29 protein-coding genes are annotated in these 24,789 nt (G+C 61.9%); 16 read left to right on the top strand and 13 right to left on the bottom strand.

All coding sequences use genetic code 11. The annotated features are described in order from the left end of the window. The first annotated feature begins 6 nt into the window (after nt 1-6). The 5 genes from AC2FMD_RS05005 (at nt 7) to AC2FMD_RS04985 (ending at nt 6,066) form a co-directional block, all read left to right on the top strand. On the top strand, nt 7-1,326 hold the full coding sequence (locus AC2FMD_RS05005) for a glutamine synthetase family protein (protein ID WP_496742356.1): 1,320 nt from the start codon (nt 7-9) through the stop codon (nt 1,324-1,326). Between the two features lie 58 nt (nt 1,327-1,384). Beyond that, a complete protein-coding gene (locus tag AC2FMD_RS05000; protein ID WP_496742357.1) occupies nt 1,385-2,065 on the top strand; it encodes a type 1 glutamine amidotransferase in 681 nt (226 codons plus the stop codon). Then, on the top strand, nt 2,065-3,423 hold the full coding sequence (locus tag AC2FMD_RS04995) for a glutamine synthetase family protein (RefSeq protein WP_496680263.1): 1,359 nt from the start codon (nt 2,065-2,067) through the stop codon (nt 3,421-3,423). The genes AC2FMD_RS05000 and AC2FMD_RS04995 overlap by 1 nt, the downstream gene beginning before the upstream one ends. Nucleotides 3,424-3,435: 12 nt before the next feature. After that, nucleotides 3,436-4,740 (top strand): NAD(P)/FAD-dependent oxidoreductase, encoded by a 1,305-nt coding sequence (locus AC2FMD_RS04990; RefSeq protein WP_496794761.1) that lies wholly within the window; start codon nt 3,436-3,438, stop codon nt 4,738-4,740. A 111-nt stretch (nt 4,741-4,851) separates the two neighbouring features. Next, complete coding sequence (locus AC2FMD_RS04985; RefSeq protein WP_496794760.1) at nt 4,852-6,066, top strand: DegT/DnrJ/EryC1/StrS family aminotransferase; 1,215 nt, start codon at nt 4,852-4,854, stop codon at nt 6,064-6,066. A 48-nt stretch (nt 6,067-6,114) separates the two neighbouring features. Here the strand turns inward: AC2FMD_RS04985 and phaR are convergent, their stop codons facing one another. From phaR to AC2FMD_RS04970, 3 genes are all read right to left on the bottom strand, one after another. Further along, nucleotides 6,115-6,669, bottom strand: a complete 555-nt coding sequence (gene phaR / locus AC2FMD_RS04980) for a polyhydroxyalkanoate synthesis repressor PhaR (RefSeq protein WP_496680260.1) — start codon at nt 6,667-6,669, stop codon at nt 6,115-6,117. A gap of 135 nt (nt 6,670-6,804) precedes the next feature. Beyond that, nucleotides 6,805-7,251, bottom strand: coding sequence for a phasin, PhaP (locus tag AC2FMD_RS04975; protein WP_490361999.1), 447 nt, complete (start codon nt 7,249-7,251; stop codon nt 6,805-6,807). Nucleotides 7,252-7,381: 130 nt separating this feature from the next. Beyond that, the gene (locus tag AC2FMD_RS04970) at nt 7,382-9,184 is read right to left on the bottom strand and encodes a PHA/PHB synthase family protein (protein ID WP_496743585.1); all 1,803 of its coding nucleotides are present in this window, start codon (nt 9,182-9,184) and stop codon (nt 7,382-7,384) included. 111 nt (nt 9,185-9,295) lie between these two features. On the opposite strand from AC2FMD_RS04970, the gene phaZ reads away from it, so the two are divergent. Both phaZ and AC2FMD_RS04960 read left to right on the top strand, forming a co-directional pair. Then, the gene (phaZ, locus tag AC2FMD_RS04965) at nt 9,296-10,567 is read left to right on the top strand and encodes a polyhydroxyalkanoate depolymerase (protein WP_496688913.1); all 1,272 of its coding nucleotides are present in this window, start codon (nt 9,296-9,298) and stop codon (nt 10,565-10,567) included. Further along, a complete protein-coding gene (locus AC2FMD_RS04960) occupies nt 10,567-11,151 on the top strand; it encodes a DUF6151 family protein (RefSeq protein ID WP_496742191.1) in 585 nt (194 codons plus the stop codon). The genes phaZ and AC2FMD_RS04960 overlap by 1 nt, the downstream gene beginning before the upstream one ends. Here AC2FMD_RS04960 and AC2FMD_RS04955 read toward each other — a convergent pair. The 4 genes from AC2FMD_RS04955 to AC2FMD_RS04940 all read right to left on the bottom strand — a co-directional run bounded on the left by AC2FMD_RS04955 (nt 11,148) and on the right by AC2FMD_RS04940 (nt 14,342). Then, nucleotides 11,148-11,858 carry an alpha/beta fold hydrolase gene (locus tag AC2FMD_RS04955; protein ID WP_496688917.1) on the bottom strand — a complete coding sequence of 237 codons (711 nt, stop codon included), beginning with the start codon at nt 11,856-11,858 and terminating at the stop codon, nt 11,148-11,150. The two genes, AC2FMD_RS04960 and AC2FMD_RS04955, sit on opposite strands and share 4 nt — an antisense overlap. 81 nt (nt 11,859-11,939) lie before the next feature. Further along, nucleotides 11,940-12,554 (bottom strand): hypothetical protein, encoded by a 615-nt coding sequence (locus AC2FMD_RS04950; RefSeq protein ID WP_496711892.1) that lies wholly within the window; start codon nt 12,552-12,554, stop codon nt 11,940-11,942. Nucleotides 12,555-12,600: 46 nt separating this feature from the next. Further along, complete coding sequence (locus AC2FMD_RS04945; RefSeq protein ID WP_496794759.1) at nt 12,601-13,593, bottom strand: alpha/beta hydrolase; 993 nt, start codon at nt 13,591-13,593, stop codon at nt 12,601-12,603. Beyond that, on the bottom strand, nt 13,593-14,342 hold the full coding sequence (locus AC2FMD_RS04940) for an alpha/beta fold hydrolase (protein WP_496794758.1): 750 nt from the start codon (nt 14,340-14,342) through the stop codon (nt 13,593-13,595). The genes AC2FMD_RS04945 and AC2FMD_RS04940 overlap by 1 nt, the downstream gene beginning before the upstream one ends. A gap of 219 nt (nt 14,343-14,561) precedes the next feature. Between AC2FMD_RS04940 and thrS the strand changes: the two genes are divergently transcribed. The 5 genes from thrS (at nt 14,562) to AC2FMD_RS04915 (ending at nt 19,262) form a co-directional block, all read left to right on the top strand. Beyond that, the gene (gene thrS / locus AC2FMD_RS04935) at nt 14,562-16,520 is read left to right on the top strand and encodes a threonine--tRNA ligase (RefSeq protein ID WP_496742057.1); all 1,959 of its coding nucleotides are present in this window, start codon (nt 14,562-14,564) and stop codon (nt 16,518-16,520) included. A gap of 222 nt (nt 16,521-16,742) precedes the next feature. After that, the gene (locus AC2FMD_RS04930) at nt 16,743-17,045 is read left to right on the top strand and encodes a BufA1 family periplasmic bufferin-type metallophore (RefSeq protein ID WP_496680247.1); all 303 of its coding nucleotides are present in this window, start codon (nt 16,743-16,745) and stop codon (nt 17,043-17,045) included. Nucleotides 17,046-17,122: 77 nt separating this feature from the next. Beyond that, nucleotides 17,123-17,977, top strand: coding sequence for an MNIO family bufferin maturase (gene bufB / locus AC2FMD_RS04925; protein WP_496794849.1), 855 nt, complete (start codon nt 17,123-17,125; stop codon nt 17,975-17,977). Next, complete coding sequence (locus AC2FMD_RS04920; protein WP_496794757.1) at nt 17,974-18,738, top strand: HvfC/BufC family peptide modification chaperone; 765 nt, start codon at nt 17,974-17,976, stop codon at nt 18,736-18,738. Before bufB ends, AC2FMD_RS04920 begins: the two co-directional genes overlap by 4 nt. Continuing rightward, a complete protein-coding gene (locus AC2FMD_RS04915; protein ID WP_496794756.1) occupies nt 18,735-19,262 on the top strand; it encodes a DoxX family protein in 528 nt (175 codons plus the stop codon). Before AC2FMD_RS04920 ends, AC2FMD_RS04915 begins: the two co-directional genes overlap by 4 nt. A 1-nt stretch (nt 19,263) precedes the next feature. On the opposite strand, the gene AC2FMD_RS04910 is transcribed toward AC2FMD_RS04915, so the two are convergent. Further along, on the bottom strand, nt 19,264-19,632 hold the full coding sequence (locus tag AC2FMD_RS04910; RefSeq protein WP_496680243.1) for a hypothetical protein: 369 nt from the start codon (nt 19,630-19,632) through the stop codon (nt 19,264-19,266). A 42-nt stretch (nt 19,633-19,674) separates the two neighbouring features. Further along, nucleotides 19,675-19,992 (bottom strand): ArsC/Spx/MgsR family protein, encoded by a 318-nt coding sequence (locus AC2FMD_RS04905; RefSeq protein WP_496688930.1) that lies wholly within the window; start codon nt 19,990-19,992, stop codon nt 19,675-19,677. A gap of 214 nt (nt 19,993-20,206) precedes the next feature. Here AC2FMD_RS04905 and AC2FMD_RS04900 point away from each other — a divergent pair, with 214 nt between their 5' ends. After that, nucleotides 20,207-20,413 carry a cold-shock protein gene (locus AC2FMD_RS04900; RefSeq protein WP_496680240.1) on the top strand — a complete coding sequence of 69 codons (207 nt, stop codon included), beginning with the start codon at nt 20,207-20,209 and terminating at the stop codon, nt 20,411-20,413. A 156-nt stretch (nt 20,414-20,569) separates the two neighbouring features. Here AC2FMD_RS04900 and thyX read toward each other — a convergent pair whose 3' ends face one another. Beyond that, nucleotides 20,570-21,481 carry an FAD-dependent thymidylate synthase gene (gene thyX, locus AC2FMD_RS04895; protein WP_496742061.1) on the bottom strand — a complete coding sequence of 304 codons (912 nt, stop codon included), beginning with the start codon at nt 21,479-21,481 and terminating at the stop codon, nt 20,570-20,572. Nucleotides 21,482-21,656: 175 nt separating this feature from the next. Here thyX and AC2FMD_RS04890 point away from each other — a divergent pair, with 175 nt between their 5' ends. From AC2FMD_RS04890 to AC2FMD_RS04880, 3 genes are read left to right on the top strand one after another with little or no spacing between them, the layout of a single operon-like run. After that, nucleotides 21,657-22,085 (top strand): VOC family protein, encoded by a 429-nt coding sequence (locus tag AC2FMD_RS04890; protein ID WP_496742063.1) that lies wholly within the window; start codon nt 21,657-21,659, stop codon nt 22,083-22,085. Next, nucleotides 22,082-22,783 carry a DUF1194 domain-containing protein gene (locus tag AC2FMD_RS04885; protein ID WP_496680236.1) on the top strand — a complete coding sequence of 234 codons (702 nt, stop codon included), beginning with the start codon at nt 22,082-22,084 and terminating at the stop codon, nt 22,781-22,783. Before AC2FMD_RS04890 ends, AC2FMD_RS04885 begins: the two co-directional genes overlap by 4 nt. Continuing rightward, the gene (locus AC2FMD_RS04880) at nt 22,780-23,505 is read left to right on the top strand and encodes a DUF1194 domain-containing protein (protein ID WP_496688936.1); all 726 of its coding nucleotides are present in this window, start codon (nt 22,780-22,782) and stop codon (nt 23,503-23,505) included. Before AC2FMD_RS04885 ends, AC2FMD_RS04880 begins: the two co-directional genes overlap by 4 nt. Here AC2FMD_RS04880 and AC2FMD_RS04875 read toward each other — a convergent pair. From AC2FMD_RS04875 to AC2FMD_RS04865, 3 genes are all read right to left on the bottom strand, one after another. Continuing rightward, nucleotides 23,499-23,996 (bottom strand): MarR family winged helix-turn-helix transcriptional regulator, encoded by a 498-nt coding sequence (locus AC2FMD_RS04875; RefSeq protein ID WP_496742067.1) that lies wholly within the window; start codon nt 23,994-23,996, stop codon nt 23,499-23,501. The two genes, AC2FMD_RS04880 and AC2FMD_RS04875, sit on opposite strands and share 7 nt — an antisense overlap. 78 nt (nt 23,997-24,074) lie before the next feature. Beyond that, nucleotides 24,075-24,332, bottom strand: a complete 258-nt coding sequence (locus AC2FMD_RS04870; RefSeq protein WP_496680230.1) for a succinate dehydrogenase assembly factor 2 — start codon at nt 24,330-24,332, stop codon at nt 24,075-24,077. Further along, the gene (locus AC2FMD_RS04865; protein ID WP_496680228.1) at nt 24,329-24,718 is read right to left on the bottom strand and encodes a helix-turn-helix domain-containing protein; all 390 of its coding nucleotides are present in this window, start codon (nt 24,716-24,718) and stop codon (nt 24,329-24,331) included. Before AC2FMD_RS04865 ends, AC2FMD_RS04870 begins: the two co-directional genes overlap by 4 nt. Nucleotides 24,719-24,789 lie beyond the last annotated feature (71 nt).

Genomic DNA, 24,789 nt, shown 5'->3' with positions numbered 1-24,789 from the left:
CCCCGGATGGACCTTGCCGCCCTGCACACATTTCGCGTCGCCGCATGTGACCTGAACGGCCAGATGCGCGGCAAACGCGTGCCCCCGTCTTACGCCGACAAGCTGGGCAGCGGCGCGGTGCGCATGCCGTTTTCGGCGCTGAACGTCGATCTGTGGGGCGCCGATATCGAGGGCAGCCCGCTGGTGTTTGAAACCGGCGACGCCGATGGCGTGCTGCGCCCGACCGAGCGCGGGCCGGTGCCGATGCCCTGGCTGACTACACCCACGGCGCTGGTGCCGATGTGCCTGTACGACGATCACGGCACGCCCTTTGCCGGCGATCCCCGCCATGCGCTGGCCGCGGTCCTGTCGCGCTATGCCCAGCGCGGGTGGAAAGTTGTTGCCGCGACCGAGTTGGAATTCACCCTGCTTGATTCCTCGGATGCGCATCCAAAGCCCCCACATAACCCGGTCACTGGCCGTCGGCTGCGCGGCGAGGCGGTGCTGTCGATGGCCGAAATGGACGCCTTCGACGCCTTCTTCACCGAGCTTTATGACGGGTGCGCCGAAATGGGGATCCCCGCCCAGACGGCAATTTCCGAGAGCGGCATCGGCCAGTTCGAGATCAACCTGAACCATCAGGACGCCATGCGCTGCGCCGATGATACGTGGCTTTTCAAGGCACTGACCCGTGGGCTGGCTCGCAAGCACGGCTTTACCGGGACCTTCATGGCCAAACCCTATGCCGATGATGCGGGGAACGGAATGCATGTGCACTTCTCGGTGCTTGATGGCCAGGGCCGCAACGTCTTTGACAATGGCGGGCGTGAAGGGACCGAAATCCTGCGCTCTGCCGTCGCCGGCTGTCTGGCCGCCATGCCCGGCAGCACGCTGATTTTTGCTCCGCATGGCAATTCTTACACGCGGCTCGTGCCCGGAGCCCATGCCCCCACAAGCGCGGCCTGGGCCTATGAAAACCGGACCGCCGCGATCCGCATTCCGGGCGGTGCGCCCGCCGCCCGCCGGATCGAGCACCGCGTGGCCGGCGGCGACATCAACCCCTATCTGATGCTGGCTGCGGTTCTGGGCGCGGCCCTCGTGGGCATCGAGGACGGCCTGCACCCCCCAGCCCCGATCACCGGCAACGCTTACGACATCGACGGCCTGCCGCAATTGGCCGCTGACTGGGACACGGCCGTGACTGCGTTCGAGACCGACCCGATCGTCGCGCGCATCTTTCCCGCTGATCTGATCCGCAACATGGCCATGACCAAGCGGCAGGAGATCGCGCGCTTCGAGCAGATCCCGGCAGATCAGCACTGGCTCAGTTATCTCGAGGCCGTCTGACCCCCTTGCCCGTTCGGCGGGACTCAGCTAGATTAAATTTGATCAAATTTGGTGACTCATGAAAATCGGCATTTTGCAGACCGGCCACACGCCCGAACCGCTGGAGAAGAAATTCGGCGATTATGACGCCATGTTCCGCACCCTGCTGGATGGCAACGGTTTTGAATTCGTGACCTATGCCGTGGTTGATGGCGAATTTCCCGATGATCCCGATGATGCCGATGGCTGGCTGATCACCGGGTCGCGTCACGGTGCCTATGAGGATCATCCGTGGATACCGCCGCTCGAAGAGCTGATCCGACAGATCCAGGCGGCCGGCAAACCCCTGATCGGCGTCTGTTTCGGCCACCAGATCATCGCGCAGGCCTTGGGCGGCAAGGTCGAGAAATTCAAAGGCGGCTGGGCCATAGGGCGCACCGAATACGACTATGACGGCGAAACCGTCAGCCTGAACGCCTGGCATCAGGATCAGGTCACGCAACGCCCCGAAAGCGCGCACCTGCTGGGCAGCAACCCGTTCTGCGAAAACGCGATGCTGGCCTATGGCGACACGATCTGGACCGTGCAGGCCCACCCGGAATATTCCAACGACTTCATCCAGGGGCTGATGGAAACGCGCGGCAAGGGTGTGGTGCCCGATGCGCTGATGAAAGACGCGAAGACCCGCGAAGCCGCCCCCGATGACAACGAACGGATCGGCCGCCTGATGGCCAATTTCCTGAAGAAAGAGAGGGCCTGATGGCCGAATGGACAGAGCAGCTGCCACAGGCGGCGCGCGATTACATCGAAGGACACCGGCTGGACGAGGTGGAATGCATCATCTCGGACCTGCCCGGCATTGCCCGGGGCAAGGCGGTTCCGGCCTCGAAATTTGCCAAGCAGTCCTATTTCCATCTGCCAGACAGCATCTTCTACCAGACCATAACCGGAGACTGGGGCGAAGCCGCAGGCGAGGATGGTTTCATAGAGCGCGACATGATCCTCAAGCCCGATTTTTCCACCGCCACCGCGGCACCGTGGACGGGCGACTGGACGTTGCAGGTGATCCATGACGCCTACGACCGCGACGGCGATCCGATTCCGTTCAGCCCGCGCAACGTGCTCAAACGCGTGGTCCAGCTGTACAAGGACAAAGGGTGGAAACCGGTTGTCGCGCCCGAGATGGAGTTCTTTCTGGTTGCCCGCAACGTGGACCCGGCCAAGGGGATCGAGCCGATGATGGGCCGCTCGGGCCGCCCGGCTGCCGCGCGGCAGGCCTATTCCATGACCGCGGTCGATGAATTCGGCCCCGTGATCGACGACATCTACGATTTCGCCGAGGCGCAAGGGTTCGAGATCGACGGCATCACCCAGGAGGGCGGCGCTGGTCAGCTTGAGATCAACCTGCGCCACGGCGACCCGGTCAAGCTGGCCGACGAGGTGTTCTATTTCAAACGCCTCATCCGCGAGGCTGCGCTGCGCCACAACTGCTTTGCCACCTTCATGGCCAAACCGATCGAGGATGAGCCGGGATCGGCCATGCATATCCATCACTCGATCATCGACATGGAGACGGACAAGAACCTGTTCTCGGGTCCTCAGGGCGGCGAGACCGATGCGTTCTACAACTTCATCGCCGGTCTGCAACTGCACCTGCCCGCCGGGCTGGCGGTGATGGCACCCTACGTCAACTCGTACCGGCGCTACGTCAAGGACCACGCCGCCCCGATCAACCTGGAATGGGCGCGCGACAACCGCACCACGGGGATCCGCGTGCCGCTGTCGGGTCCCGACAGCCGCCGGGTGGAAAACCGCATTGCCGGGATGGACTGCAACCCCTATCTGGGCATCGCCGTGTCGCTGGCCTGCGGCTATCTTGGCCTTGTCAATCAGGACCGGCCGCGCCGTCAGTTCTATGGCGACGCCTACGAAGGTGACGGCGACATCCCGCAGGTCATGGGCAACGCGCTGGATCTGTTCGACGAGGCCGACGCCCTGCATCAGGTTCTGGGCCCCGAGTTCGCCCGCGTCTACAGCATCGTGAAACGCGCCGAGTACGAGGAATTCCTGCAGGTGATTTCGCCGTGGGAGCGTGAACACCTGCTGCTGAACGTCTGAGCCATGTGCGCCATGAATCTGCTGTACAGCAATGACAAACGCGGCACTTACCCACCCAGTTGGTATGCCGCCACCGCGCACCCGCGAACCCCAACCGAGTCGCTGCGCGGCGATGTCACAGCCGACGTGTGCATCGTCGGTGGAGGGTATACGGGTCTGTCGACTGCGCTGCACCTGGCCGAGGCCGGGTTCAAAGTAGTCCTGCTTGAGGCGCATCGCGTGGGTTTCGGCGCCTCGGGGCGCAACGGCGGGCAACTGGGCAGCGCCCAGCGCATGGATCAGGAAGATCTGGAAAAACTGGTCGGGCGCGACGACGCGGCCAAGCTGTGGGATCTGGCCGAAGACGCCAAGACGCTGGTCAAATCCTTGATCGAACGCCACGGCATCGATTGCGACCTGAAACCGGGCATCGCCACGCTAGGCTTCAGCGACGGCGAACAGGGCGAATTGCACACTCACGCCAAGCACCTGAAAACCGCCTATGGCTATGACCAGATCGAGCTTCTGGATGCCGAAGCTGGGCGCGCGCTCTGCCCCTCGCCGGCCTATGCGGGCGGCTATCTGGACAGGGGCGCGGCCCATCTGCACCCGCTGAACTTTGCGCTTGGCCTGGCCGAGGCCGCCTTGGCCGCCGGTCTGATGCTGCACGAAAACACCGAGGTTCTGGGCATCGAAGAAGGCCCGCGCGTCACCGTTCGCACCGAACAGGGTTCGGTCACGGCCGACCATCTGATTCTGGCCTGCAATGGCTATCTGGGCAACCTGAACCGCAAGGTCGCGGCGCGGGTCATGCCGATCAACAATTTCATCGCCGCAACAGAACCTCTGGGCGCCGAGACTGCAAAGGTTCTGACGCAGGATGTGGCGGTTGCCGACACGAAATTCGTGGTGAACTATTTCCGGCTCAGCGCCGATGGGCGGCTGTTGTTCGGCGGTGGCGAGAGCTATGGCTATCGCTTTCCATCCGACATCGCCGCCAAAGTCCGCAAACCGATGACCGAGATCTTTCCGCATCTGCGCGACGTTCGGATCGACTATGCCTGGGGCGGCACGCTGGCCATCACAATGCGGCGGATGCCCTACCTGACACGCCTGGCGCCGAACATCCTGTCTGCCTCGGGCTATTCCGGTCACGGGGTCGGCACTGCAACCCATGCCGGTCAGTTGATGGCGCTGGCCATCCAGGGTCAGACCGAAGGGTTCGACACGATGGCCCGCGTGCCCGCTCTGCCTTTTCCCGGCGGCTCGGCCCTGCGCAGCCCTCTGCTGGTGCTGGCAATGACATGGTATGCCCTGCGTGATCGGCTGGCCCTTTGACCCGAGACTTGTGACAGTTCGGTGAAATTTCGCCCAACAGGCGAATGAAAGCTTGGTTTGCGCGATCTTTCATTTTATCTTTTCCACAGATAACCTTTGGAATTTTCAAATATGACGCTGCCACCCAACGTCCACGACGCCGAACCCATCCCTGCCGCTGCCAAAGACGCGATCGAGTCCCTGATGCAATCCGGGGACCTGTTCCGCTATACCGCGCCGCAGGACGCGCCGGTTGCCCTGCTCGAGTCAGAGTTCGCCGAATTGCTCGGCAGCAAATTCGCGCTGGCTGTGTCGTCCTGTTCGGCCGCACTGTTCCTGTCGCTCAAGGCGCTGGGGCTGCCGCGGGACGCGCGGGTGCTGATCCCCGGCTTTACCTTTGCGGCGGTGCCCTCGTCGGTGGTGCATGCCGACTGCGTTCCGGTCCTGTGCGAGGTGGGTGAAAATTACCGCATCGACATCGACGATTTCGCGACCAAGCTCGACGGCGTTCAGGCGGTTATCATCAGCCACATGCGCGGCCATACCTCGGACATGGACGCGATCATGGCGCTGTGCGACATGCGCGACATCCCGGTGATAGAGGACGCAGCCCACTCGCTGGGCACGACCTGGCATGGCCGCAACATCGGCACAATCGGCAAGGTGGGCTGTTTCTCGTTCCAGTCCTACAAGATGATCAACGCGGGCGAAGGCGGCATCCTTGTCACCGACGACGCCGACCTCGTCGCCCGCGCCGTGATCATGTCGGGCGCCTACGAGCACAATTGGAAGAAACACAAAGGCCCGCATGGCCAGAATACGCCCGATCTGGAGCAGGCTTTTGCCCGATGGCAGAACAAGCTGCCGCTTTACAATCTGCGTATGAGCAACCTCAGCGCGGCAGTGATACGGCCGCAGTTGCCCGAATTGGCGCGGCGGGTGCGCGACGGGCTGGCCAACCACGACTATGTGGCGCAGCGCCTGAACAGCTCGCCGCATATTCACGTACCCGACCCGCTGACACCGGAACGACGTGCGCCGGATTCGATCCAATTCAACCTGGTCGACCTGAACAAAGACCAGATCAAGGCATTTGCCGCTGCAGCCGAGGGCCGTGGCGTCAAGGTGCAGGTCTTTGGTCTGAGCGAGGACAATGCCCGCGCCTTCTGGAATTGGCAGTTTCTGCCCGAGCAGGTCGAGCTGCCTCGAACGCGCACAATGCTGATGTCGGCCTGTGATGTGCGCCTTCCCGTGCGCCTGACCCGCGCGGAACTGGATGTAATCGCCGACATCATCCTGGCCTCGGTCGGCGAGGTTACCGCGCCCGAAGTGGCCTTCGGTACCTGAGCTCAACGCCAGAGACAAAAGGCGCGGGTCATCCGGGCCTGTCTGGTATCAGCTGAGCTTGGACAGTTTCTGCTGCAGCTCGGCCAGTTGTTTCTTGATGTCGTCCAAGTCTTCTTTGGACTCGGGCTTGGCGTTCTCGTCCTTTTCAGGCCCCGACCATCCGCCTGACAAACCGCCTGTCATGGCCTTCAGAAACGCCTGCTGCTGCGCCTGAAGCGCTTCGAACCCCGGCATGTTGCTCATGGGGTTCATGGCGTTCATGTTCTCCATCATCTTGGTCTGACTTTCGCGAAGCATCTCAAAGCTGGATTGCAGGAATTGCGGCATCATGCCCCCGCCCGGCAGCATGTAGCTGCGCACCAGATCGTTCAGCACGTTCACCGGCAGCACGTTTTCGCCGCGGCTTTCATGTTCGGCAATGATCTGAAGCAGATACTGGCGGGTCAGGTCATCCCCGGTCTTCAGGTCGATGATCTGCACCTCGCGCCCGTCGCGGATAAATCCCGCGATGTCCTCGAGCGTGACATAGTCACTGGTCTCGGTGTTATACAGCCGACGGCTGGCATAGCGCTTGATCAGCAGAGGTTTTTCTTTGTCCGACACCGTTTGCCCTCCCCAAGGATGATGCGTTGCAGCAGAGGTTATGCGACCGCAGCACAAAAAGAAAGGGCAGGCCACAGGACCTGCCCCTAGCGATTGCACCGGTTGGGAGGGATGGGTGCGTTTCGCGGGTCTTGCTTACTTGGCCGCCGTTGCTTTCTTAGCGGCAGCGGTCACTTCGTTGGTGGCTTTCTTGACGGCTGCGGTGGTTTCTTCCGCGGCTTCCTTGCCGGCAGCCATCAGAAGCTCGACGGTTTCCGACTGCAGCTTCTTGGCGATTTCAGCGAAAGCGGCAAGGTTCTCAGCCGCGACTTCGGCCGAAGCGCTGGCGAAGTCGGTTGCGGCTTTTGCGTAGTCAGCCGGCTCGGCCTTGGCTTTCGACATCTCTGCCAGCTTGGCCAGGGTGTCCTTGGTCCACTTGCTCGAGATCTCGGCCGATTTCTCGGCGGCTTCCAGCGCAACGCCGGACAGTTTCTCGTTCAGGGTCGCGGTCGATTTGAACGCATTTTCCATTGCGGTGGTATCCACCGGGAAAGCACCCATCATTTCCTTCAGGGTTGCGGTAAAGTCTTGGGTCTTTGCCATTGGTCTAATCCTTTCAGCCAGTCCGGGCCCACCCCGGGTTCTTCAGCTTGAGGACAATATGAATGCCGCAACGCAGCATTTCAAGCATTTTTTGCTGCGTCGCAGAAATATATTAGGTTTCAGAATGAAATCAGACCTTTGGCTTGGCCACGACATAGGTGCCGGGCGCCGGGGCCAGCGGTGGATGGTCCGAATCAGCAGGCGTACGCGCGGGAACCTGCTTGCCTGAACGCTTTTTCAACCACGCCTCCCAGCGCGGCCACCACGAGCCCTCGTGGTAGGAGGCTTCTTTCATCCAGGTGTCGGCATCCGCCTTCAGGTCGTCATTGGTGTAGTGACCGTATTTCTTCTTGCTGGGCGGGTTCACGATGCCCGCGATATGGCCGGATTCGGACACCACGAAGCTCTTCGACCGAGACCCCATCTGCTGGACCCCCCGGTAGCAATCCTTCCAAGCGGCGATGTGGTCGGTCTCGCAGGTGATTGCCATCAGCGGCACATCCACGTCGCGCACATGCAGCTTGTGGCCCATCAACTCGAACCCGTCGGTGACGAACTCGTTGCGCTGACACAGGCCCCGCAGATACTGCACCACCATCTTGGCCGGCAGGTTGGCCCCATCGCCGTTCCAATACAGCAGGTCGAATGCCGGCGGCGTTTCACCCATCATGTAACTGCGCACCGCAGGGGCATAGACCAGATCACGCGCCCGCAGAAAGGACATGGTCCGCGCCATGATCCATGACCGCAAAACGCCGATGCGGTTCACCTCCTCTTCGATCTCTTCAATGAAGTCCTCCTGCAGGAACGGCGTGAACTCGCCCTGATCGGAAAAATCCGTCAGCGCGGTAAAGAAGGTTGCGGATTTTATCGATTTGTCACCCCGCTGTTTCAGCAGCGACAAAGTCAGGCCCAGCGTGGTGCCCGCAATGCAATAGCCGACAGCGTTCACTTGCTTGACCTGGCAGATCTTCTTAGCCTCTTCGATCGCGGTCAGGTAGCCGTCCTGAATATAGTCCTCCATGCCGGTTTCGGCATAGCTGGCATCGGGATTGACCCAACTAACCACGAACAGGGTATAACCCTGCTCGGTGATCCATTTGATCAGGCTGTTTTCGGGTTTCATGTCCAGGATGTAGAACTTGTTGATCCACGGCGGGAACAGAACGATCGGGATCTCATGCACCGTTTCGGTGGCTGGCGCATATTGGATCAACTCCATCATCCGGTTGCGATACACTACCTGGCCCGGTGTGGTTGCCAGGTTGCCCCCCACCTCGAATGCTTTTTCGTCGGCCAGTTTCACCACCAGCGCGCCGTCATTGGCCTCGAGATCGGCCACCAGGTTCTCAAGCCCCTGAATCAACGACTGGCCGTCGGTCTCGATCGCCTTTTGCAGGGCGTCTGGGTTGGTCGGCAGGAAATTGGTGGGCGACATCATGTCGACGATCTGCTGCGCCATGAAGCGCAGGCGTCGCTTGTCTTTTTCGTCCAGATCCTCGACGGAATCGACGGCCTGTGCGATCGCCTCGGCATTGGTCAGGTATTGCTGAAGCACCAGACGGAAATAGGGGTTCTTGTCCCACAGCGGATTCGCAAACCGCTTGTCGCGCGGCGCGCCGGTTTCCACGTCATCGTCTCCGTTCAGCAGCGCTTGCTGCGCTGCAGCAAAATTCAAAACGGACTTGCCCCAGTATTCGATCTGCTGTTCCAGCAGCTTGGCCGGGTTCTGCAGCGCCTCGGTCCAGTAAGCCGTTGCCGCCTTTGCCAAAACTTCGTGATTCGGGACATCCAGCGCGGGATTGTGAGGTTTTCTGGACGCCATAACCTCGACCAGTCGCTTCGACAGCGCCTCGACTTTCATCATGTTTTCTTGAAGCCGTTCAAGGTGTTCGTCGGTCATTTCCGGCATCTTGCCTTCGCTTGTTGTCATTTAAACAAATCCCCCCTAACCTCGCTGCTGTGCAGAATATCGTCGTGGGAACCGGGGGGCAAAGCGGCGAATGGTCCGAACTTTCAGGCTGACATTCAGGAGGCCAAATCCATGCGCTATATGATGACCTACGACCTGATGGAGTCGATGCGGAACACCAATCAATGGCTTGGTGCAACCGCAAGCACATTTGCCTCCTACCCCGCATTTGCGATGGTTCCCAATCCGGTGTTCAACTGGATGGCGGCCTGGGGTGAAGTCACGGAACGCACCTTCAAACGCATGGTCGCCAAGCCCGACTGGGGCATCCGAACATTTACCTGCGAGGACGGCAAAGATCATCTGGTGGAAGTCACCTCCGTGCTTGAACGCCCCTTCGGCGATCTCATCCACTTTCGCGTGAATGGCCGCGAAGAGCAACCGCGCAAGGTGCTTTTGGTTGCGCCGATGTCGGGGCACTACGCCACGCTGCTGCGCTCGACCGTCAAAAGCCTGCTGGTCAATTGCGAAGTCTACATCACCGATTGGCATAACGCGCGCGACATCCCCGTGTCCGAAGGCAAGTTCGATATCGAGGACTACACCCTCTACCTTGTCGATTTCATGAAGGAGCTCGGGCCCGACACCCATGTGGTGGCCGTCTGCCAACCCGCGCCGCTGACCTTGGCCGCCACCGCCTACCTCGCCGAGAAGGACCCCAAGGCGCAGCCCAGCACCCTGACCTTGATCGGCGGCCCCGTCGATCCTGACGCCACGCCGACCGAAGTCACCGATTTCGGCCGCCGCGTGACCATGGGCCAGCTTGAGGAAACGATGATCCAGCGCGTGGGCTTTAAATACAAAGGGGTCGGCCGGATGGTTTATCCCGGCCTGTTGCAGCTGGCATCTTTCATGTCGATGAATGCCGAGCGCCATGGCAAGGCTTTCTCGGACCAGATCCACCGCGTGATGCGTGACGAAGCATCGGACCACGACGCCCACAACCGCTTTTATGATGAATATCTCGCCGTGATGGACATGACCGCCGAATTCTACCTTTCCACAGTCGAGCGTGTTTTCAAGAACCGCGAAATCGCGCGGAACGAGTTCGTCGTGGATGGCCACAAGGTGGATATCGGCAAAATCACCGATGTAGCGGTCAAAACGGTGGAAGGCGCCAATGACGACATCTCGGCGCCCGGCCAGTGTATCGCGGCGCTGGATCTGTGCACCGGCCTGCCCGACAGCAAGAAGGCCAGCCATGTCGAACCCGGCGCCGGGCATTACGGCATCTTCGCCGGGCGCAGCTGGCGCGACAACATCCGCCCGCTGGTCATTGAGTTCATGAACGAAAACAGCCGCAAGCCGAAACGCCGCGCCGCCAACAGCAACAAGGTCGCGTGATACCCGGCGCCACAGCCACGTCGCTGACCTTCGCCTGCACCTGCGGCGGGCTGAGCGGCGAGGTCAGCGCCAAAGGCTTGGCCACGGGCACCCATGTCGTCTGCTATTGCCCCGATTGCCGGGCCGGGCAGCTGTATTTCGGCCAGCCCGATCCCGCGCCCGGCCCGGTGGACATATTCCAGATGTCTCCAGAATACATACACATCTCCAAGGGGGCCGAGAACCTAGCGGTGATGCGCCTTGGCCCCAAAGGGTTGTTTCGCTGGTACGCTAAATGCTGCAACGCCCCGCTGGCTACCACCACCAGCAGCCCGAAACTTCCGTTTGCCGGCTTTGACGTGGCCCGGTTTGCCGACCCTGAACCGCTGGGTCCGGTAAAGACCCGCGCCTATGTTCCGCAGAGCAACGGCAAGTGGAAACATGAAAAACCGGGCCCGGCCGTTCTGGGCATGATCCGGCGCGTGCTGGGCGCGCGCCTATCCGGTCGTTGGCGGCAGACCCCGTTTTTCGATACCGAGACAGGCGAACCGGTCGCGCTGCCGCATGTGATCACCCGCGAAGAACGCGCGGCCCTCTACGACTAGAAAATCCGCAACGGAATATTCAACCAGTCGATCAGCGCGGCAGTCGTTTCCTCGGGCGCCTCAAGCGTGGGCAGATGCCCGGCGTCATTCACAACGTGCAAGACGGCTTCGGGGATCAGTTCGGCCATAAAGCTGTGCTTGCGTACCGGCGTCAGCGTGTCATGCGCCCCGCACAAAACCAGCGTCGGCACCTTGATCCGGCGCAGGGTACCCTGCTGATCCGGGCGCCGTTGAAGCGCGCGCATCTGGCGCACGAACAGGTCCGGCCCCAGTTCGGTCGCCATCTGCAGCATGTCGTCCAGTATGGGAAGGCGCTGCGGCCCCGGCGCCAAGATGTTTGTTCCGATGACCTTGCGCATCACTTCCTGCAGGCGTCCGGCCTGCGCCCCAACGATCAACTCTTCGCGGTTCGCGGCGATCTGGGGGGTGTCGGCCTGCGCATCGGTGGCCATCAAGCACAGCCGCGTCACCCGGTCGGGCGCCCGCCGCACCAATTCCAGCGCGACAACGCCGCCCATGCTCAGCCCGGCTAGCGCAAAGCGGTGAGGCAACTGGTCCAGTAACCCCGAGGCGATTTCCTCGATCCGATCCCCGCCGCCGATGGGCGCGACCGTCACCGCCCGATCCCGCGACAACTGGGCGATCTGCGGCTGAAACAGTCGGGCATCACACATCAGACCGGGCAAAAGCACCAGCGGCTCGATCACGCGGGGCCTCCTTTTGTCTGCCGAATGCGTCGGCGTTTTCGTCAGGATGAAAGGTTGCGCATCGCCGGGCAAGGCCAAAAATCACGGGTAGCAGATACCCCGGAACGGCGGGAAATCGGCATACCGCGCACGCCGTGCGTCGGGTGGCTCGTCCGGCTCCGCTCCGGCCCGCAACAGGCTGCCGCGCGGAGCGATGTAACTGTCGATCCGGCGCAGCGGAACGGGCCGCCACACGAGGTTGAACGCGCAAAGCTTGGGAAAGAACCAGATCTCGGAATAATCCAGATGATCGTGCATCCACCACGCCAGATCGCGCCAATCGCGGCCCTGCGCGTACCGGTCCGCGAACCATGGGATCACTACCGACGCCCCCGCGATCCGCGCATCCCCCCGACCCCGGTCCCAGATGTGGCATTCCAACGGATGATCGTTGCGGGCGCAGTTCAGCTTGTTCTCGTTGCCGAAGCGGTTCAGCGAGGGCGAGCGATAGCCCGAGCGCACGGCAACCCGGCCAAAGGTCTCCTCGAGCGGGTCCAGCAAGGTTTCGCACAACGCCCGCCCCGTTTCGATTGCAAGGTCGGGATCCTCGGGAATGTTCGGCCGGGCGTGAAAATTCCCGATTTCGGAATACAGGAAATCGCGCAAGAAGAAATGCCGCGACAGCCGCACCCGGCCCAGCGTCTCAAGGCTCCACATGCTGCCCGGCTTGCGCATTCTCCACCTCTGTCCGCTGGCCAATGGCCTATTCGACCCCCAGCGCCCCGAGCCAGTCCAGAATACCCTGCACCGTGGCCGCGTCCTGCCCGGGCGAGGTCAGCCGCCCCGCAACCACATGCGAATAGGGGTCGCCACCCGGCCCCATTGTCACTGTGTGCACGGTTGCAGGCACGCCCCATGCGGCGGCGACTTTGCGCGTTAGGTCCGGCCGCACGATCTTGTCCTCATCCGAAAACCAGAACAGCGCCGGCACCAACGCCCTGGAGAAATCCAGCGCCCGCACCCGGTCGACCAGCACCGACATCGGTACCACGGCCTCCCACGGATAGACCAACGTCCAGTACGTGTTCCGTTCGGCATCGTCGCCCGACACGTCGCGGGTTTCCCCCATCAGCAACGGCAGCCAACTGCGCGCCCAAGGCAGTGACGGTATCCAGGATCCGGCCGCCTGCACCCCGAAATTGGGCGATATGAACACCATCCCGACCACGTCCTTGCTCAGCTCGGGGTCCAACGCCGCGGCTGCCGCCAGGGTCCCCCCGGTCGAGGTCGAGATCACGATGACCTCCTCGCCCACGGCGCGGGCGGCGGCCAGACCTTCGGCCATGTCCCGCATCCAGCCCGAGGCCGTCCCCTCGGCCATCGCATCCGACCCGCGCCCGTGCCCCTGCAGGCGCGTATAGACCAGATTGGCCCCCAGCGCGTCGGCGATCCTGTCTGGCACCGGGCGGATTTCCTCGGACGAGGCCGAAAACCCGTGCACATAGAGCACCGAATAAGGCGTGCGCCGTTCCTTGAATCTGTCCTGCCAGATCACCCGCTTTTCGACACCCGGCACGATGTCGTCATAGGCGGACTCGATGCTTTCGAAATAGACCTGAACCCCCTCGCCGAACTTGCGCGGATCGAACCGCGGGTGCAGATCTACCTCTTCGCGCGGGCCGAACCAGTAGATCAGCCCGCCGACCACCACCAACGCCAGCAAGGCCCGCCCGAGAAACCGCCCCAGCCGCCACATCAACTGGCCCCCATCACGTCGCGAACCGCATCCTCGATCAGCCCCAGGCACGGCCCGTCCGAGAACCGGTGATCCGCATCCTTGACCAGCAACAGCCGCATGTCCGGCCCGCTGGAATGGTCGAGCAGCCGTACAGCGGTGTCGACCGAAACCGCCGTATCCGCCGTGCCTTGCAGGAACCGCACAGGAAAAGGCAGGTTCAATGGCGACCGCAACACCAGCCGCGTCCGGCCATCCTCGATCATCCGCTTGGTGATGATGTAGGGCTCCATGTAATCCGAGGGCAACTCAACATGCCCCACCGTCGCCAGCGCCTGTTTCTGTTCGTCGCTGAACGAGGCCCAATAACCGTCCTCGGTGAAATCCGGCGCCGCCGCGATCGTGACCATGCCGGCGATCCGCTCGGGCATGGCCTTGGCCAGCAATAGCGCCTGCCACCCGCCCATGGACGAACCCACTACGATCAGTGGCCCCTTGGTCAGCGCTGAAACCGCCGCAACCGTGTCCTCGTGCCAATCCCCGATACAGCCCTCCTCGAACCGGCCGGAACTTTCGCCATGCCCGGAGTAGTCGAACCGCAAATAGGCCTGCCCACGCGCCCGCGCCCAGTCCTCCAGATGCACCGCCTTGGTGCCCTCCATGTCCGACTTCAGACCACCCAGAAAAACGACCGTGGGCCCCACCCCTTCGCTCTTGTGATAGGCCAGCCGCCGCCCCTGCGGCGTTTCCAGAAATGTCGTCGCTGCCATGAAACCCTCACTTGCTTTTCCAGCATCATGCACGCGCCGCGCCCAAGTGCAATTCCCCGCCCCCTCTTCATCTGGCCTCAAATATCCCGGGGAGCGCGAGGGGCAGCGCCCCTCGCCCCTCACCCTTGACACAGACACCACCACCTGCCACACGGGCCCGACACCATAACCCGCAACCGGGCGTTCTGTGGGCGCCAAACCGACGAGGAGAGCCAGATCATGGCCCTGAATTCAAAATCCGTCTCTCTTACCTTCCCAGATGGCAATTCCCGATCCTACGCGGCAGGCGTGACGCCGGCCGAGGTCGCTGCCGACATCTCCACCTCGCTGGCGAAAAAGGCCATCTCGGCCACCGTCAACGGCCAGCACTGGGACCTGCAGTGGCCCATCGAACAGAATGCCGAAATCGCCATCCACACGATGAAGGACGAGGCCCAGGCCAACGAACTGATCCGCCACGACTTTGCCCACGTGATGGCCCGCGCGGTGCAGGAAATCTGGCCCGCCACCAAGGTCACCATCGGCCCGGTCATCGAAAACGGCTGGTACTACGACTTCGACCGCGAAGAGCCGTTCACGCCCGAAGATCTCGGCCTCATCGAGAAAAAGATGAAAGAGATCATCAACAAGCGCGACCCGGTCACCACCGAGATCTGGGAGCGCGAGCGCGCCATCGAGTTCTACAAGGCCAACAACGAGCCCTACAAGGTCGAGCTGGTCGAGGCGATCCCCGGTGACGAGCCGGTGCGCATGTACTGGCACGGCCACTGGCAGGATCTCTGCCGCGGCCCGCACCTGCAGCATACCGGCCAACTGCCCGGCGACGCGTTCAAGCTGATGTCCATCGCCGGCGCCTACTGGCGCGGCGACAGCAACCGCCCGATGCTGCAGCGTATCTATGGCGTGGCCTTCACCGGCAAGGAAAAGCTCAAGGCGCACCTGCACATGCTGGAAGAGGCCGCCAAACGCGACCACCGCAAGCTGGGCCGCGAGATGGACCTGTTCCACATGCAGGAAGAGGCCCCGGGCCAGATCTTCTGGCACCCCAACGGCTGGACGATCTACACCCAGCTGCAGGACTACATGCGCCGCCAGCAGCGACGCGGCGGCTATGTCGAGGTCAACACCCCGCAGGTGGTGGACCGCAAGCTGTGGGAACGCTCGGGCCACTGGGACAAGTACCAAGAGAACATGTTCATCGTCGAAGTCGACGAGGAACACGCCCGCGAAAAGGCCGTGAACGCGCTCAAACCGATGAACTGTCCCTGCCACGTGGAAATCTTCAAGCAGGGTCTGAAATCATATCGCGACCTGCCGCTGCGCATGGCCGAGTTCGGCTCGTGCAACCGGTATGAACCCTCGGGCGCCCTGCACGGCATCATGCGCGTGCGCGGCTTCACGCAGGACGACGCGCATATCTTCGCCACCGAGGACCAGATCGAATCCGAGACCGCCGAGTTCATCCGCTTCCTCAGCGTGATCTACAAGGACCTGGGCTTCGAGAACTTCTCGGTGAAATTCTCGGACCGCCCCGAAACCCGCGCCGGCTCGGACGAAGTCTGGGACAAGGCCGAAGAGGCGCTTCTGTCCGCCACCCGCGCCGCCGGGATCGAACCCGAGCTGAACCCCGGCGAAGGCGCCTTCTATGGTCCGAAACTGGAATTCGTCCTGACCGACGCGATCGGGCGTGACTGGCAATGCGGCACCTTCCAGGTTGATTTCGTCCTGCCCGAACGGCTGGACGCCACCTATATCGGCGCTGATGGGGCCAAACACCGTCCGGTGATGCTGCACCGCGCCTGTTTGGGTTCGTTCGAACGGTTCATCGGCATCCTGATCGAAGAACACGCCGGCAAGCTGCCTTTCTGGCTGGCGCCGCGTCAGGTTGTCGTGGCCTCGATCACCTCCGAGGCCGATGACTACGTTCTGGAAGTGGTCAAAACGCTCAAGGCCGCCGGTGTCCGCGCCGAGGCCGACATCCGCAACGAGAAGATCAACTACAAGGTCCGCGAGCATTCGGTCGGCAAGGTCCCGGTGATCCTGGCCGTGGGCCACCGCGAGGTCGAAGAGCGTACCGTCAGCGTCCGCCGCCTGGGCGAGAAGCAGACCCGGGTCCAGTCGCTCGAGGATGTAACAAAAGAGCTGGCGCGCGCGGCCACGCCGCCCGATCTTCTGTAACAATCGGCTCCGCCTTGCAGAAAATCCGGCCCTCAGCACGGGGCCGGACTGAAACATTTTTGGATTTCCTAATTTATTACAGTGCGTTAACTTGCAAGGGGCATTAACGTTCCCTGACACAGCCGTGAGACACGGGCTCGTGAATTCAACAGAGAGGTGTCAGCCGTTACCTTTGTCAATGTCACAAGCAGACATACGCAATCACGAAAAGGATTACCTGAGATGTCGAACACCGCCAAAACCCTCGTAATCGCAAGCGCCGTTGCAGCAGCCGTTGCCGGCACTGCCACCACCGCAGCCGCACAGGCCAAGGAAAAGTGCTATGGCATCTCGAAGGCCGGTCAGAATGACTGTGCCGCTGGTCCGGGCACCACTTGCGCCGGCACCTCGACCGTCGATTACCAGGGCAATGCCTGGACGCTGGTCGATGCAGGCACCTGCACCGATATCGAACTGCCCAAAGCTGCGGACGGAACACCCCGCAAGGGCTCACTGGAACCGCTCGAGCGTGACCTGCCCGCATAAGACTGCCTGACGGTTTACAAGGGCGGGCGTTTTCAAATTGCCCGCCCTCTTTTTTGCCGGAAAGGATCAGGCCCTTGTTGGATGACGCCCGTAAAGTAAACCATTTGCCCGCCGCGCCCGGTGTTGGCTACAAGCCTCAGCACTTTGCCGACCTTCTGGCGCAGCCCGGTCCAGTCGGCTGGCTGGAAATTCACGCCGAAAACTACATGGGCGACGGCGGTCGCCCCCTGGCGCAACTGCGTCACCTTGCCGAACGGTTTCCCATCTCGGTGCATGGCGTGGGCCTGTCGATCGGCGGCGAAGGACCGCTGGACGCCGAGCACCTGGACCGATTGAAACACCTTGTGGGCTGGCTGAACCCGGCCAGCTTTTCAGAACATCTGGCATGGTCCACCCATGACAGCCAGTTCCTGAACGATCTGCTGCCCCTGCCCTATACAGACGCCACACTGGCGCGCATCTGCGATCATATCGATCAGGTACAAGAGACGGTGGACCGGCAGATGCTGCTGGAAAATCCGTCCAGCTATCTCGCTTTTGCCGAAAGCACGTGGTCTGAACCCGACTTCTTGCGCGAGGTCGCACGCCGGACCGGATGTGGCCTGCTGCTGGACGTCAACAATGTTTTCGTCTCGGCCACCAATCTGAATTACAGCCCGCAGGCCTATATCGACGCCTACCCTGTGGACCAGGTTGGCGAGATCCACCTGGGTGGCCACGACGAGGACGAGGACGACCATGGCCAACCCCTGCTGATCGACAGCCACGGCCGCGCCGTCGTCGACCCGGTTTGGGCTTTGCTGGATTATGTGCTCGACCAATCAGGCCCCAAACCCGTGCTGATCGAATGGGACAATGACGTGCCCGACTGGCCCACCCTGCGCTCCGAGGCTGAACGCGCGCAATCCGCGCTGGACCGGATCCCGGCATGAGCGTTTCGCAATCGGAATTCCGGGCGGCCTTGCTGGACCCGGCAGCCCCCGTGCCCGACGGGTTGCTGGACGACCAGGCCCGCCCCGCCGGACGCCGCTTCAGCGTCTATCGCAACAACGTAGCCGTGTCGCTGACCGAAGCCATGCACCAGGCATTTCCGGTCATAACCAAGCTGCTGGGTCCGCAGAACATGGACGGTCTGGCCGGGATCTATCTGCGTCAGCACCCGCCGACCTCCCCGCTGATGATGTTCTATGGCGAGAGCTTCCCCGAATTTCTCGCCGACACCAAGCAACTGGCGCATCTGGGCTATCTGCCTGACGTGGCGCGGCTGGAGCTCGCCCTGCGCCGGTCGTACCACGCCGCCGACAGCCAGCCGATCGCGCCCGACTTGCTGGCCACCCTGCCGCCCCAGGACTTGATGCAGGCCCGGCTGGGCATTGCCCAGGCCATGCAGCTGATCCGGTCTGACTGGCCCATTTACGCCATCTGGTTGTTCAACACCGAAGACGGCGCGCCAAAGCCCGAGCCCGGTGCGCAGGACGTGCTGATCACGCGCGCTGAATTCGACCCGTCGCCGCACCTGCTGCCCCCCGGCGGGCTCGACTGGATCACCGCCATTCAGGCCGGCCGGACCATTGGCCAGGCCTTCGAGACAACCACCGCTCGGACGCCCGCATTCGACCTGGGTGCCACCCTGGCACTGCTGCTGCAGGGCAATGCGATCACTTCTGCCACCATCGAAAGGCCGGAAACATGACTGCCCTGATTTCTCTGCACAATTCCGCATTCGGTAAGCTGGACCACGCCTCAAGCTGGCTGACGCCGACAGTGGCGCGGCTGACCTTTGCTGCGGTTCTTCTGGTCTATTACTGGAACTCGGCCATGACCAAGCTGGGCAGCGGCTTTTTTGGGTTCCTTTTACCTTCGGACGGGGCCTATGTGCAGATCTTCCCCAAGGCGATGGAGGCCGTCGGCTATGACAGCTCGCAGCTTGGGTTCTTTACCTGGCCCGTTGCCGTCGCCGGCACGTGGGCCGAGTTCATCCTGCCAGCATTGCTGCTGGTCGGGCTGTTCACTCGCCTTGCCGCCCTGGGCATGATCGGGTTCGTCTGGGTGCAGACATTCACCGATGTCACCGGGCATGGGGTCAAGCTGGGCAGTCTGTTCGACAACACCATCACCCTGATGGATCAGCGGGTTATGTGGACCTTCCTGTTCGTGGTTATCGTGATCAACGGCGCGGGCCCGCTCTCGCTCGATCGGGTTCTGCGCCTGAAATGACCTAGAAATGCGCCTTGGGTTCGTCCGGCTTGCCCGCGGCGATCCCAAGCAGCCCCGCGACGCCGGCGAAGGCAATGGGGAACATGGTAAACACGCCAAAGCCAAAGGCGTAGTACATTCCCGCCGCGGAAATCAGCAGCAAGACCCCCGCCACCAAAGCCCGGGCGTGCGCCATCGCACCCCCGGCAATCGCCAGCATCGGCGCAAAGATCGAGGCCGTCTTGATCAGTTCCGGGTTCTCCACCTGCTCGGCCAGACCTTCAATCTCGCCATAGCGATCCACCAATTCGACGAACCCGTATCCGAAAAACCCGACGATCATTCCGACCAGCCCGGCGATGACCCCCAGGATCATGGCTGCGTTTCGCATGCTGTCTTCCTTGCTATTGCGTCGTGACAGATAGGCACCCTTTCAGACAATGCCAAGGCCGGCTTGGGTCTGCGGGGTCCAGCCCAGATACATCTCGGCCCCGTTTTCGATCAGCGGCCGCTTCATCAGCGTGGGGTGGTCAGCCAGCAGTTCCAGAACCGGACGCGCGCGCGCGGCCGCGTCCAATCCGCGCCAGGTCGTTGAACGGGTGTTGAGCAAGGTGTCGCCGAAACGCGCAAATGCCCGCGCCAGTACATCGGCCGGCACGCCTTGCGAGCGCACATCTACAAACTCGGCATCCGGAAGCGATTTCAACGCCTTGCGGCAAGTGTCACAGGTCTTGAGACCATAAAGGCGCATGGCCGGTCCTCTTTGGTTTTTGATCCAATTTCGGGCAAAACGCAGTGCCTGGCCCAGTATTCCTTGATTTTTTACCGCACCGTGCAATGTTGAAAAAGGCGAAACACATAATTTACGCCGTCTCGTTCGCTCGGAACTGCGTCGATTGGTGGTCGCTTTGACTATGCCCTGTCATTTCGCAGGGTGACGCGCAAGGAGAAGGAGACACGGAATTATGCCTACCGGCACCGTGAAGTGGTTCAATACGACCAAAGGCTATGGTTTTATTGCCCCTGATGAGGGTGGCAAGGATGTGTTTGTTCATATCTCGGCCGTAGAACGATCCGGCCTGACCGGACTCGCCGACAATCAGAAAGTCTCGTACGAGTTGCAGGACGGACGCGACGGCCGCCAAATGGCGGGTGATTTGAAGCCCATGTAATCGGTCCGCCCGTCCGGGCGGCGCCCTGAAACAAGGTCGACGGCCAATTTGCGGGCCGTTGACCGCTCCCCTACCGCCCCCTATCCCCTGCGCCGGTTTTTGACCGGGTCGGCTGTTTGAGAAGCGGTCATGACGTTGCCCAGACAGGCTGCGTGGCTAGGTGTTGCGGATCACCGCCTCGAACTCCCGCCACTCGCGCGCGGTCATGCCCGAGTTCTCCTGTGTCACCGCCTCACCTTGCAGCATGCGCCGCAGTGCTTCGACCATCTGCGCTGACAAGTTGACCGCACCCAGGCGGTAGTCCTCGAACGCCTTGTAGGCGAACGGAACCCAGTCAGCCACGATTTTGCACATGGTTTCGGCATAGACCCGGATTTCATATTGCGCATGCGGGTCGGCCCGCAACCGCAGGAAATGGAACAAGTTATGCAAGTCCACCTTCCAGTACCACTGCGTGTAGATGTTGGCCGGCAGGTTCATCCGCGCCAGTTCGCGCGCCAGCCCCTGCTGGCCGTCCTGGCTGATCATCGCTTCGTAATTGTCGTAGCAGCGGGCGCTGTCGGCCTTGAGAATGTCCAGCACGCGGGCAGCTTCTTCACCCTGCAACGCCTCTCCCCGGCCCTGATTGTTGACCGCCGACTGCGCCGCCAATTGATCCGGCGCGGGAATGTAGAATTCCCGGTCAAGGATCGAATAGCGGGCGGAGTATTCATTTACATTCGCCGTGCGGTGCCGGATCCACTGTCGTGCTACGAAGACCGGCAGTTTGACATGCAGCTTGACCTCGCACATCTCAAACGGGGTCGAGTGCCAGTGCCGCATCAGATAACGGATCAACCCCTCGTCATTCTGCACCGATTTGGTGCCCTTGCCGTACGAGACCCGCGCCGCCTGGCAGATCGCCGCGTCGTCGCCCATATAGTCGATCACCCGCACGAAACCGTGGTCCAGAACCGGGTGTGCGGTGTACAGATGCTCTTCCATGCCGGGCGCCACGACTCGACGGGTCGGCTGCGTCTGGGCGCGTTGTTCTTCGATTTCGGCCAGTTGTTCGGCAGACAGCGGCATGAAATTTCCCTCTCCAGCATTGAGTCGTCTAACACTATATATCGGCAGCACTGGCATCGAAACCGCGATATGTACGGCGCCTTGTGCATTTTTCGTATGGAGCCCTGCCCGCCCCTCGACACCCACCGACAGCGCGCTAAGCTGACGCAGATCATCTTGAAAAAAGGAAAACACGATGGGGCTGAAATACCTCCACACGATGGTTCGGGTGAAGGACCTGGACAAATCCATGGCGTTCTACAAGCTGCTGGGGTTGCAGGAAACCCGCCGTTATGACAGCGAAGAGGGGCGGTTCTCGTTGATCTTCATGGCGCCTCCGGGGCAGGAGGAAGCACCGATTGAACTGACCTACAACTGGGACGGCGATGATGGTCTGCCCAGCGACAGCCGCCATTTCGGGCACATCGCCTATGGCGTCGACAATATCTATGAAACCTGCCAGCACCTCGCCGACAACGGCGTCGTCATCAACCGCCCGCCGCGCGACGGGCGCATGGCCTTTGTGCGCTCGCCGGACAACATCTCGATCGAACTGTTGCAGAACGGCGAACCGCTGCCCCCGGCCGAGCCCTGGGTCAGCATGGAAAACACCGGCCACTGGTGATCCGCTGGTTGACAGCCCTGGGGTTGGCCGCCTTGGCCGGCCCCGTTCAGGCCGAGCAATGCCGCCTGGCACTGCTGCTTGCACTCGACATCTCGGTATCGGTCGATGCAACCGAGGACGCGCTGCAGCGTCAGGGCCTAGCCGCCGCTCTGGTCGCGCCCGAGGTCGAACGGGCGTTCTTTTCGTCGCCCATGCCCGTGGCCTTGGCCGCCTATGAGTGGAGCGGGCGAAACACGCAGCATGTCATCCTGCCCTGGCAGATGATCGAAACCCGGGCCGATCTGCTCGATGTGGCCCGGCGCATCGGTCGTTCCACCCGCTCCGATGCCGGGTCCGCCACGGCCATGGGCCACGCGCTGGGGTACGGTGCAACCTTGATGCGCCAAGCCCCGCCCTGCCTGTTCCAGACCATTGATCTGTCGGGGGACGGATCGAACAATGACGGCTACGGCCCGCAGATCGCCTATCGCCATTTCCCCTTTGAAAACGTCACGGTCAACGGGTTGGTCATCAACGCCGCAGATTTCGAAGGCGAGCTGTTCCTGATTCCGTTCTTTGAAAACAACGTCCTGCACGGCCCCGGAGCCTTTCTGGAAATCGCCCAGGGATTCGAGGACTTCGAACGCGCCATGCGCCGCAAACTGGAGCGCGAGTTGACCAGCCTGCAGATCGGCGCGCTGGAGAGGGCCGTCCGATGATCGTCCGAGCGCTGGCGTTGTTGATGTGCCTGGTCGCGACCCCGCTTGCCGCCCAATGCCGACAGGCACTGGCGCTGGGGCTGGATGTTTCGGGCTCGGTCGACAGCCGTGAGTACCGATTGCAACTGGACGGGCTGGCGGCAGCCCTGCAGCGGCCCGAAGTGCAAGACCTCATCCTTTCGGACCCGAGCACACCGATCCGGCTTGCCGTCTTCGAATGGAGCGAAACCAGCTTTCAACGCGTGCTCATCGACTGGACCACTCTGCGCAGTTCATCCGACCTGCAGGCCATCGCCGAACGCCTGAAAGCCACCCGCCGCTCGTCGGCGCCACAAGGCACCGCGGTGGGGGCTGCGATGCAGTTTGGCGCCGGGCTTCTGGCTGGGCAAGCGGATTGCTGGAAGCGCACGCTTGATCTGTCGGGGGACGGCAAGCACAATGTCGGCCCACATCCGCGAACGGCCAAGTCAGCGCTGCGCAGCGCTGGCCTCACGATCAACGGCTTGGTGATCGGCGCCGACGATCCCGGCAACGGCGACGCTCGCTTTGTCCAGATCGGAGAGCTTTCAGCCTATTACAATGCCTGGGTCATCCTGGGCCCCGGCGCGTTCGTAGAAACGGCGCTGGGGTTCGAAGCCTACGAGGACGCCATGACCCGTAAGCTGATCCGCGAGCTTGACGCGCTGGTGATGTCGCAGGGCCTGCCCGCCACCGATCAGTAGATATAGCGGATCTGGTCCGTCCAGTACCGCTCAACCCGGCGCAGCGCGCTGGTGATGTCTTCGATTCCGTCCGCGCCCAAGACACCTTTGCTCTGCAGCCCGTCCGCGTGGCGTGCAAACAGGTCGGCCACGATATCGCGAATCTCGCGCCCGCGTTCGGTCAGCCGAACCCGGACCGAGCGCCGATCGATCTCGCAACGCTGATGGTGCATATACCCCATCTCGACCAGTTTCTTGAGGTTGTAGCTGACATTGCTGCCTTGGTAATAGCCGCGGCTTTTGAGTTCACCCGCCGTCACCTCGTGATCGCCGATGTTGAACAACAGTAGAGCCTGTACGGCGTTGATCTCCAGCACACCGACCCGCTCGAACTCGTCCTTGATGACATCCAGCAGCAGCCGATGCAGGCGTTCGACCAGGGCCAGCGCCTCCAGATAGCTGGACATGAACCCCTTGGTCCCCGGCGCGGAGACCTGCATTTCCAAACTCATCCGATCCTCCGATTCAGTCGCGCTGTTCTCGAAACTTTGGCGCGAAATCCCGAATAATCGGTTAAATCCGGATTTTCCTCATTTTTGAAAGGTTTGCGCGATTTCCGAGATCAAATCCTCAAACGGAGCGGGCGGCGCAACCTGTCCGGTGACCCACTGGTAGAGATCCTGATCGTTCTCATGCAACAGCGCGTCGTACCGGTCCAGCCCAGCATCGTCCATCGCATCCAGATTGCGCTCGGCATAGGCCTGCAGGATGATGTCCATCTCTTTGATGCCACGTCGCATCGACCGCATCTTCATCCGTTTGATCCGGGTTTCGCGCGTTTCGGTCATTCGCCTTTCTCCAGCTTCAAACGCAAGGCCTTTTCCACCCGCGCCAGCCGCTCGGAACTGGCGCGCATCTCACCGCGGATCGCACGCAGCTCGGCAACCAGCGGAGCCAGCTCGGCATCTCCTTCTACAAGATCGGGCACGCCCGCGCCCTCGCCTTCGCCGGTCAGCAACCACATGATCGACACGTTCAGCATGCCCGCCATCATCGACAGCTTGTTTGCCCGCGGCTCGGACATGTCGTTTTCCCACCCGACCACGGTGGCCTTCTTGACACCCAATCGCCGCGCCAGTTGGGCTTGGGTCATGCCGGCGGCTTCGCGTGCGCCGGCCAGACGATCTCCGAACGTCGCCGCCTCGGGTCCGAACCAGTCGGTTTCGTCGCTCATCAAACTCTCCAGTTCTGCAAATGCATATCGCTTGATCGTGTTTCGGGCGCACCCTATGACAGTCGGGACCA

The organism is Ruegeria sp. BHSC276 (genome assembly GCF_059612945.1).
Note: the sequence above shows the minus strand (reverse complement) of the source record. Positions and strands in the feature narration are given on the sequence as shown.